Here is a 9595-nt window from a genome sequence, read left to right on the forward strand (position 1 = left end):
CCCCGAATAGGGTCCACTTTTTTTAAAGTGTCCACTATTCGGGGTTCAGTTCATAAATGGCTTTGCTTTCTTTATTTCTATTTCATTCTTTATTTCTTCCTAGTCATTCTGCCAAGCAGGAAGGCTCCTGCAGCGACACCAAGGACAATATTTGTTTTCTTATTAAATACTTGCTTTGTCACTAAGCCAAGGTTTTGCGGCCTTTCAGCAAGACGTCTCATGAAGTAACCGTACCAGTCTGTCCCAAATGGCACATACGTACAGAATTGATAGCCTTCATTGGCCAGTTCATATTGAAGCTCAGTTCTGAATCCGTAAAGCATTTGGAATTCAAATTTGTCTTTCGAAATATGGTTGGCTTCAACAAATCGCTTCACGTGATTGATAACCTGATGATCGTGGGTGGCAATGGACGTGAATTTGCCGTTCATTAAATGATATTCAATTAATCGAAGGAAATTATCATCGATGTCTAGTTTCGTTTGATAAGCAACATCGCTTGTTTCTTTATAAGCGCCTTTCACGATACGAAGGCGATAATCCTTCAACCGCTCAATGTCTGACTGAGCACGGTAGAAATAGGCTTGGATAACCGTTCCGATATTGGGATACTCTTCAGAAAGTTCCTCCAAAAGGCGGAATGACGGTTCAAGACGGTCATAGTTCTCCATATCGATATTAATGAAAAGTTCATACCTGGAGGCCGCCTCGGCAATTTCCTTTAAATTCTGGAGACAGAATGCATAATCAATATCAAGCCCTAATTGAGAAGGCTTTAATGAGATATGAGCATCAACGTCATTGTCATGAATCGCTTCAATCACTTGGATAATCTGTTCCTTTGCTTTGGTTGCTTCCGCATGGTCACTCACGAATTCACCGAGGCAGTCAACCGTGCAGGAGATTCCCCTGCGGTTCAGCTCACGTATGCTCTTAATGGCTTCTTCAATGGTCGTGCCAGCAACAACAGATTTTGCCCCCATTTTCAATCCATATTTCTGTGCGGCTTGGTTCAAGAATTGGTTCTCCGATAACGAAATAAATACATCCTTCAGTTTCAATCTGCAACACCCCTTGATTAACAGCATGGCCGTGCGAACTTCTTATCTATTTCTTGGGTAATCTTGGTCATTCCCATTTCATTTTACCAAGTTACCGTTTAATCTGACAAATTTATCAATGAATGATCTTGCTTTTTTTCGCATCTTCATTGAATTTGTTCACAATTTTGGTAAGCGGCTTTTTAAATATGGTTCCAAAAAGAGTGAATAAGACAGTAATCAAGGATAGCACTGTGATGCACATACTCGCTGTCGGCCAATAGATTCCTCCGACTGATTCCCGCAATAATTTCACCGCATATGTGAACGGCAGGAACGGATAGATATGCTGGAAGAAGGAGGAGGAAACCTCAATTGGGAAGTTAGAGCCTGACCCTGCAACCTGAAGTACGAGCAGAATGATGGCCGCGCCTTTCCCGACATTGCCAAGGACAGATACCAGCGTGTAAATCAGAGCTGTAAAAACAAGCGCAATCAATAGAGAGAATAGAATAAAGTATATCCGATCAGAAATATCAGCCTTTAGCAAAAAGATATCTCCAAGGGCAATGACGGCTGTCTGAATAAGGGCAATCGTCAGGAAGGTCAGCCCCCTGCCGAAATAGACTTGAGCAATGGTATATCTCTCCTCCGGCATATGGACTTCAACCGAGAGCATAGAAACCAAGAGGACAACACCCACCCAAATCGCTAAGGTCGAATAAAACGGCGTACTCGCGGATCCGTAATTCGCAATCGGATACTTCGTGACCTCTTTCAAATCAATTGGATTGGAAAGGAAATCACTGTCATTTTGTACATCAAGTCGCAGGAATTCAATCAATTCCTCTAAATTGATTTCCCCCTTTGCTTCTGTTAATTTACTTGCCGCTTCATTAATTTTGGTGGTGAGCGGTGGCAGATCATTGGCAGCCAAATCTGCAGCAAGTTCTATTGATTTTTTGACTTTCGGCATCTTCTCATCAATCAGTTTTGCAGTCGATACAAGCTCCTTCGATATCCCTGGCCATTGATTCTCTACGAACGCACTGCCAAGCATGATGGATTCCTTTGCAGCTGGATATTTCGTCTCATAGAAGTCATTGGCGGTAGTGATGCCATTCGTAATGGCATCCATATTCGTTTGAACGGCATCGGATGCTTTATCTATAGCTGAAGCTATTTGAGGAAAGGCTGCCTCATACTTTTCAAGGGCCTTAATGGCATCATCGACAATTCCTCCTGCATTCACTAAAATGGATTCAACTTTTGGCAGCTGCTCGTTTAAGGTTTGCAGAACATTATCGGCAGATTCCATATGACTGCTCACATTTTTCAGTGCCTGCTCAATAGCTGGTAAATAGGCACTGTCATAACTGGCCAGTATTTCTTCTATCGCTTTCTGAAGCTGCGAAGCCTGTGCCTGAGCAGCCGACACATTACCATTACTTAGTGATTGCTGAGCAGATTGCGCATAGCTCTGGGCCCTTGCCAATTTCTGGCCAAAACCGCCCAGATTCCCGCTCGTTGCATTGATATCACTGATCAGCTGTCTTTGCGTTCCAAGCATCGATGATAAACGTCCCAATTGATTTTGGGCAGCTGCTGTATCGTTACCAGTGACTGACAAAGCAGAGGTAACCGTTTTAGCGGATGCGTTAGCCAATTGAAGATTTTTCTTAATCATTTGCTCGATGACCTCAAAAGAAGCAGCTAATTTATCCGTGAAATCCTTGATGACGGCTGTATAGCCTGAGCCCGCCTCCATCAGCTCCTTTATTTCAGGAAGAACAGACTGAACCTGGTTAATAACCTCGCTCGCATTTTTTGCCTCGGTTATCGCTGTATTCAAATTATCATGAATCGTATCAAAGTCATTAGTGAGAGATTCAACCGAATCGGCTGCTTGTTGAATCTCTGGTAAATGCTCTTCAAGGACTGCGATTTTCTCCCCGGCCGCCTCAATCTTTGGAAGTGCATCCCTTACCTTGAGGACATTTCCCCCTAGTTCATCGATTTTCGGTATGTACTCAGTATAGCCAGTAGCTTTATTCACTTTCTCTTGAATTTCGGGAAGCTTCTTATTCAGACTGATAATTTGATTGCCGAATTCATTCATCTTCGGAATAGCGGCTTGAATTTCATACAGCTTGTTTTCCATGTTGCGGATGGTTGGGAGCTCTTTCTCTAATTCAACCCCGATTTCCTTAAAGGCCGAGAGCATTTCGGAGGAAACCGTTTCAATAAACTGAGTGCTCACGCTGCTGGCAATGGTGCTTGCACCCTTAGAAGTAATTTTCGGTGCGATTGCATTGATTTTATCATTCACCGTATAAATAATTTCTGGTTTCTCGATATCACCGGTCAAGATACTAGCCATATTCTCTGAGAAATCCTTTGGGATATAAATACTGGCATAATACTTCCCTTGTACGACCCCTTTCTCGGCCTTCTCATGATTCACAAAGGTCCATCCTAGCTTTTTGTTCTTCTTAAGCGATTCTACAACCTGGTCCCCAATATCAATCTTTTTCCCCCTGAATGTATAGCCTACATCATCATTCGCTACAGCCACACGGAGGCCGGATGTATTTCCATAAGGGTCCCATAGAGCCTTTATATTAAACCAGGCATAGAGTGAGGGAAGAATCATCAAGGCGACGATAAGAAAGATAGCAGCTTTGGAACGAAAGATCCGAACCCAATCCGTCTTATATATTCTCCAAATTTTCGACATGCTCATGATCGCCCTTTCATCTGTAGTATGATGGATAGTGTGGGCTAATTTTCAGCATTTATCCTTAGAAGAGCATGCAAAAAAAGCACCTGATTAAAGCACAGGTGCCCAAGGATTTGAAACTATCTCTAGGGTGAAATCGTATAGTTACTATGACTACTATTCAGAAAGGACTAATGCATATGCCAACCTGTAAAGCATGCGGGAATTCCTGGACATGGTCTTCATCGCTAAAGGCCATACTCTCCTTTAGACAGTCGATGATTTGTCCTTATTGTCAAAAAAGCCAATATCAAAGTCAGTCCTCCCGTTTCAGAACATCCTTCATCACCATGATTCCACTACTTCTTCTTCCGTTTTTCATCCTATTTCAACTTTCTATTACCGTTACTTTATTGATCGAACTTGCTATCTTGATTATCATACTATTCGTTCTGCCCTTTGTCCTTATCCTGAGCAATCATGATGAACCGATGTGGTAGCGGGATAAATGCTGCCTATTAGATTCTTATATTTTTGCTTTCTGCAATTCTTCTGAGCGATCAAGGAATTCTTTAACACGGTCAACATATTTTTGTTTATCATAGCCGCTGTATAGGGCACCGGCCATACGGACAGGATCTCCAAAGAAGAAACGCTCGTACAAGGTCTGCCTTGAACCAAATGAACTCATGCACACATCCCAAGCCAATCTGTATAATTTGACACGGTTATAGGCATCTCCATTGGCCGATTGGAGATACTTATCCAAATCCGGCCGCAGCTCTGATTGGAAATCCTCTTCGGTTGGGATGGCCATTAAGCCGCTTGCTCCCATGAGCTGCATAATCTCCGTAAAGCGGGGATAGATTTTCGGGAAATAATTCCTCGCTGCATTTAATGGAGCGAAGTCAGGTGTCATGATGCCCCATTTATCTATGGAAGCATTGGCTTCCGATGCAGCTACATATGCCTTCAATGTCTCAAGGGCAATGATGACTTCTGAAATTTTTTCCTGAATATGCTGATACTGGCCGATATTAATGGTTTCAGCCATGAGCTCAAGAATTCCAAGGACGAACTCGGTCTTAGCAACATTCTTGGATACAACCTGATGTGTCATATGAACAACCGCGTTGCTCTCATTATAGGCCTGGTTACAAATATTAACGTCGCCTAAAGCAAAGACACGGTCCCACGGAACGACCACATCATCGAAGACGACAATAGTGTCCATTTCCTCAAACCGGGAACCTAGCGGATGGTCAAATGAGGATTTGCCATAATCAAATGACTCTCTGCAAATAAACTTCAGACCAGGTGTATTGTTCGGAATGGAAAAGGCATAAGCATAAGGATTCTCTTCCTCCCCCTGCTTAAGCAATGTTGAAGGGAATACCATGATTTCATCGGTAATGCCCCCCTGTGTCGCTAGTAATCTCGCTCCTTTTATAACCACACCTTCATCCGTCTTCTCCTTGATTCGTGCCGCAATATACGGATCATTCAGTTTAGAGGCACTGACCCCCCTGTTCACCTGCGGCTGGATGAGGGTGTGAGTGAGAGAAAGATCGTTCTCCCGGCAATACTCGTAATAGCGGATCATATTTTGTTTATATTGCTCATCCTGCTTGCCAAACATATCAGCTGCCACTCCATAGGCCATGATGCCGACATTGATATAATCAGGAGAGCGTCCCATCATGCCGCCTGTATAGACAGCCCACTCCTGCATCATTTGACGTCTCATCATCAGCTCCTCTTTCGTCCTTGGCTGGATAAAGGATGTTCCTACCCTTTCTCCTGAAGATGGAGAGGTATAGGTCATATATTCCTTCTTGCCGGGCTGATGCTGAAGGTCATACAGCTCAGCCTGAGATTTCATGACTCCCTTAAAGGCGGGATGCTCAGAAATATCACCCTCTACTTGCTTTCCATTTATCCACACATTTGCTTTTGCCTGATTGACCCGCTCTATGTATTCTTTGCCTGTTTTAGCTCCCAAAGTATCTCCTCCTTTTTATAAAGCGCTTACATTTTCTCTTGAAAACATCGTATCATGTGGTAATCTATAGGAAAAATACAAAAAAAGAGGCTTAATCTATCTAAAAAAAGTATAATCCAGCTAATTGGAGGTGAACGATTGGATATTCGTCAGCTTCGTTACTTTGCGGCAATCGCCGAGGAGGGACAAATCACTAGGGCAGCCAAAAAGCTGCATATGGCTCAGCCTCCTCTCAGCTATCAGCTAAAGACACTTGAAGAGGAGCTCGGACAAACCTTGTTTGAAAGAAACGGAAAAGCCATGGAATTAACCGAAGCAGGAAGATTATTGTACGAACGGACAAATGAATTATTTCGCTGGGTCGAAGAGACTACCCAAGATGTCCAGCAGGTTGGAAAAGGATTAAAGGGAAACTTGGCAATTGGAAGTGTAAAATCCAGCTTTTCTTATTTACCGGAAAGAATCAAACAGTTCAGAGATGAATACCCTGAAGTCACATTTCAGCTCTATGAGGGAGATTCATACAGGATAGCTGACTATTTACTGAATCGGGATATCGAAATCGGCATTGTACGTCTCCCGCTTGACCTCCATCAATTTCACACCATGCCTTTACCGACTGATCAATTTGTCTGTGTGCTTCCCAAAAGTATTAGCTGCAGCGATTCCTTGCATATGTCCGATTTGGCCGAGATGCCGATTATGCTGCTGCATCGAGTAAGGGGAGTCGGATTATACGAACTAGTTATAGATACATGCCGGGATAACGGACTTGAGCTAAATGTGATTTGTCATTGCCCAGATACTTCGATGCTTCTCACCTTGGTAAGAGCTGGCGTCGGCGCCGCTTTATTGCCTTTATCCGCCATACCTGCATCTTCGGAAGAATGGTGGATAGTCAAACATATCGAGGATTTGCACATCAATTCTGAATCCGCCGTCATCTGGCTTAAAAACCGCCGTCTTTCAAAGCAGGCTGAGCGGTTTTTGGACAGTCTGCCAACCTCCGGACCTAAAATACCAAATATTTGAATATTAAATAAATTTCATATATGATTTCATATATGATTATTAATTGATGAAAGGAAGGCGATGATTTGAGCAATCCAGTTTTCGACCGCTCCTCCATTTGTGCCCAGCTGCTCAGCGGGACTTCCCTAGCCTACTCAAATGCAGGGAAACCCATTATGGGAACTGTTTACGGGACATTATTAAATGTCAAGGATGCCTATCAAGAACTAGAACCTCATATGAAAAACAAGCCGTATCAAAAACCTCCAGAAGCTCCAATTCTATACATCAAACCAAGAAATACATACAATCAGCATAAAGGAATCATTTGGCTCCCAAAAGGAACTGAGCGTCTTCGAACAGGCCCTTCCCTTGGCATTGTCATTGGCAAAACAGCCAAATCCATTGTAGAGGATGACGCGATGGACTATATTCGGGGCTACACAATTGTTAACGATATCAGCATCGAGCATGACAGCCTGTACCGGCCGCCCATTCGTTTTAATGCAAGAGATGGATTTTGCCCTATCGGCCCAGATGTAAAAAAAGCCAGCCTAGTAACAGACCCGCACAATCTTCGAATCGATGTATATATAAATGAACAACTCTCTCATACCAGCTATACGAGCGAACTGATCCGCTCTATTCCAGCTTTATTAACAGATGTAACCGAATTTATGACTCTATATCCCGGAGATATTCTTATGGTCGGAGTCTCCCATAACCCGCCCGTCATACATGATGGAGACCTGGTCAGAGTCACAATTGAACAGATTGGCAGCCTGGAAAATCAGGTGATGTCAGAAACACAAGCAGAACAGGAGGGGAAATGATGAAGGTTGCCCGTATTGCCTATAAAGGGTCCATTCATATCGTGACTGAAAAGGATGGAAAACTTGCCATGCCTGACGGGCAAATGCTCGAGGAGGATCAAGTCGTCTGGCTTCCGCCGGTGAATCCCGGCAGCACGGTGGTTGCTCTTGGGCTGAACTATGCCGATCATGCGAAAGAGCTCGATTTCTCTCCCCCAAAGGATCCCCTTATCTTCCTGAAGGGACCAAATACCTTCATCGGCCATAGAGGAGAAACGAAACGCCCCATAACGGCTAAGTATATGCATTATGAATGTGAGCTTGCCGTTGTCATCGGCAGGAGAGCCCGCCATGTCAGCCGCAAGAATGCACATGATTATATAGCTGGCTATACGATTGCCAATGATTATGCTATCCGGGATTATCTCGAAAACTATTACCGGCCTAACCTGCGCGTCAAAAACAGGGACACCTGTACACCTCTCGGACCGTGGCTTGTGGATGCATCCGATATCGAGGACCCATGCAATCTTACACTGCGAACGTATATTAACGGGAATCAGACACAAGAAGGTCATACACGAAACATGATTTTCACACCCGATTATCTAATTGAATACTTAAGCAGTTTTATGACCTTGAATCCAGGGGACATTATATTGACAGGAACACCAGAAGGTCTGGAAAATACGGCAATTGGGGATGAAGTCATGACAGAAATTGAAGGCATCGGCCGACTTAAGAGTACAATCATCGCTGATCAGCCATTAACGGAAGAACAGCCGCTCTCCTCCAGTATGAGGAGGTCCTGATAAATGCCCCACTTAACCATCGAATACACAGATAATCTAGCCAATCAACTTCAAGTGAAAGAACTGCTAAAGAAATCTGGTCAAGTTCTCTACTCCTTCCAAGATATCTACCCAATTGGAGGAATACGGGTAAGGGCTATTCAATTAACCGATTATTGGATTGCAGATGGCACAGAAGATGATGCCTTTGTTCATATGACATTAAAAATTGGCGCAGGCAGGACAGATAAAGAAAAGAAGGATACATGCGATAAGCTCTTTCAGATGCTCGAGGATCATCTGCAGGATTTGTATCAATCACGCTATCTCGCTCTTTCATTGGAGTTATATGAATTTAGTGAACTAGGCACCTATAAGAAGAATAATATTCATAAACGGTTTAGGTGATGTAAACAAGAGCCTTATTATACATCGCATACAATAAGGCTCTTCCATTTATATTAAGTAGACCATCCCATAAGATACGATTATTTCTGAGAGAGATTATTAACCCATTGTTCCTTCCATTGAAAATAGGATTCATTATTGTCGTTATGTAAAAATAACTCTTTCGGATAAGGCAAAGCTAGTTCCGGCATATTTTGAGGATGAAAATATTGAAGGTCAGCCGTTTCATGATCCATTGGATTTAGTTTACCGCCTTGAATAACACAATCAAACAAAAAAAGAGAATATTCTACTTGATGCCCATTTGGGTATTGATAACGATATTCCTCCCCGCCAAATACCCCCAATAACTTTCGTGGCTCAACAGATAATCCTGTCTCTTCCCATACTTCACGAACCATCGCTCCTGCAGGTGCTTCTCCAGGTTCAATCGCACCAGCAGGAAGACTCCATTTCTCACCATTTCCTTTGTTCTGTAACAAAATTTCTCCCAATTCATTTCGAACAACCCCTGCTACGCTTGGGATGAATAATAAATCATTCCCTACTTTATCTCGAAGTTTTTGATAATAATCTGACATCCCCATTTTTTGCCTCCTTAGGTTTTATTTATACTCTCAAATACTCTTGATAACGAACCAGTCGTTCTTCACCTAATCTGATACTTTAGTGCAAGACAAAAAGCTTATGAATTTGACTATTTGGTTTCCTTTTGAATTTAGGGGAGATTCATCCCTCGTGAAGTCCCTGTTATTCCCCCTATTGTTCATGTAAATCGTCACCATATTGTCGATGTCCCTCGACATAGTTTT

General features: G+C 43.0%; 9 protein-coding genes. 5 read left to right on the forward strand and 4 right to left on the reverse strand.

Going from position 1 to position 9595, the window contains the following annotated elements; all coding sequences use genetic code 11:
- Positions 1 to 89: 89 nt before the first annotated feature.
- Together ACI35L_RS09065 and ACI35L_RS09070 are read right to left on the reverse strand one after the other, a co-directional pair.
- Positions 90 to 1061, reverse strand: a complete 972-nt coding sequence (locus tag ACI35L_RS09065) for a proline dehydrogenase family protein (protein WP_049670305.1) — start codon at positions 1059 to 1061, stop codon at positions 90 to 92.
- A gap of 115 nt (positions 1062 to 1176) precedes the next feature.
- On the reverse strand, positions 1177 to 3777 hold the full coding sequence (locus ACI35L_RS09070) for a YhgE/Pip family protein (RefSeq protein ID WP_439802714.1): 2601 nt from the start codon (positions 3775 to 3777) through the stop codon (positions 1177 to 1179).
- Between the two features lie 182 nt (positions 3778 to 3959).
- Here ACI35L_RS09070 and ACI35L_RS09075 point away from each other — a divergent pair, with 182 nt between their 5' ends.
- Complete coding sequence (locus ACI35L_RS09075; RefSeq protein WP_197089907.1) at positions 3960 to 4259, forward strand: TIGR04104 family putative zinc finger protein; 300 nt, start codon at positions 3960 to 3962, stop codon at positions 4257 to 4259.
- 26 nt (positions 4260 to 4285) lie between these two features.
- On the opposite strand, the gene hpaB is transcribed toward ACI35L_RS09075, so the two are convergent.
- Complete coding sequence (gene hpaB, locus ACI35L_RS09080) at positions 4286 to 5761, reverse strand: 4-hydroxyphenylacetate 3-monooxygenase, oxygenase component (RefSeq protein WP_439802715.1); 1476 nt, start codon at positions 5759 to 5761, stop codon at positions 4286 to 4288.
- Between the two features lie 138 nt (positions 5762 to 5899).
- On the opposite strand from hpaB, the gene ACI35L_RS09085 reads away from it, so the two are divergent.
- The 4 genes from ACI35L_RS09085 (at position 5900) to ACI35L_RS09100 (ending at position 8783) form a co-directional block, all read left to right on the forward strand.
- The gene (locus ACI35L_RS09085; RefSeq protein WP_439802716.1) at positions 5900 to 6793 is read left to right on the forward strand and encodes a LysR family transcriptional regulator; all 894 of its coding nucleotides are present in this window, start codon (positions 5900 to 5902) and stop codon (positions 6791 to 6793) included.
- Positions 6794 to 6858: 65 nt separating this feature from the next.
- Positions 6859 to 7605, forward strand: a complete 747-nt coding sequence (locus ACI35L_RS09090; protein WP_439802717.1) for a fumarylacetoacetate hydrolase family protein — start codon at positions 6859 to 6861, stop codon at positions 7603 to 7605.
- Positions 7605 to 8396: a fumarylacetoacetate hydrolase family protein gene (locus ACI35L_RS09095; protein ID WP_439802729.1), complete on the forward strand. Its 792-nt coding sequence runs from the start codon at positions 7605 to 7607 to the stop codon at positions 8394 to 8396. The genes ACI35L_RS09090 and ACI35L_RS09095 overlap by 1 nt, the downstream gene beginning before the upstream one ends.
- Before the next feature lie 3 nt (positions 8397 to 8399).
- Entirely contained in the window at positions 8400 to 8783 is a 384-nt protein-coding gene (locus ACI35L_RS09100; RefSeq protein WP_439802718.1) for a 5-carboxymethyl-2-hydroxymuconate Delta-isomerase, read from the forward strand.
- 80 nt (positions 8784 to 8863) lie between these two features.
- Here the strand turns inward: ACI35L_RS09100 and ACI35L_RS09105 are convergent, their stop codons facing one another.
- Entirely contained in the window at positions 8864 to 9370 is a 507-nt protein-coding gene (locus tag ACI35L_RS09105) for an NUDIX hydrolase (RefSeq protein WP_439802719.1), read from the reverse strand.
- Positions 9371 to 9595 lie beyond the last annotated feature (225 nt).

It is taken from the genome of Pradoshia sp. (genome assembly GCF_051873915.1).
Lineage (GTDB): Bacteria > Bacillota > Bacilli > Bacillales > Pradoshiaceae > Pradoshia.

What these genes read in the sequence shown, in the direction of transcription:
- ACI35L_RS09070 (WP_439802714.1), bottom strand. Translation starts at nt 3,777, where the DNA reads ATGTCGAAAATTTGGAGAATATATAAGACGGATTGGGTTCGGATCTTT.
- ACI35L_RS09075 (WP_197089907.1), top strand. Translation starts at nt 3,960, where the DNA reads ATGCCAACCTGTAAAGCATGCGGGAATTCCTGGACATGGTCTTCATCG.
- ACI35L_RS09095 (WP_439802729.1), top strand. Translation starts at nt 7,605, where the DNA reads ATGAAGGTTGCCCGTATTGCCTATAAAGGGTCCATTCATATCGTGACT.
- ACI35L_RS09100 (WP_439802718.1), top strand. Translation starts at nt 8,400, where the DNA reads ATGCCCCACTTAACCATCGAATACACAGATAATCTAGCCAATCAACTT.
- ACI35L_RS09105 (WP_439802719.1), bottom strand. Translation starts at nt 9,370, where the DNA reads ATGGGGATGTCAGATTATTATCAAAAACTTCGAGATAAAGTAGGGAAT.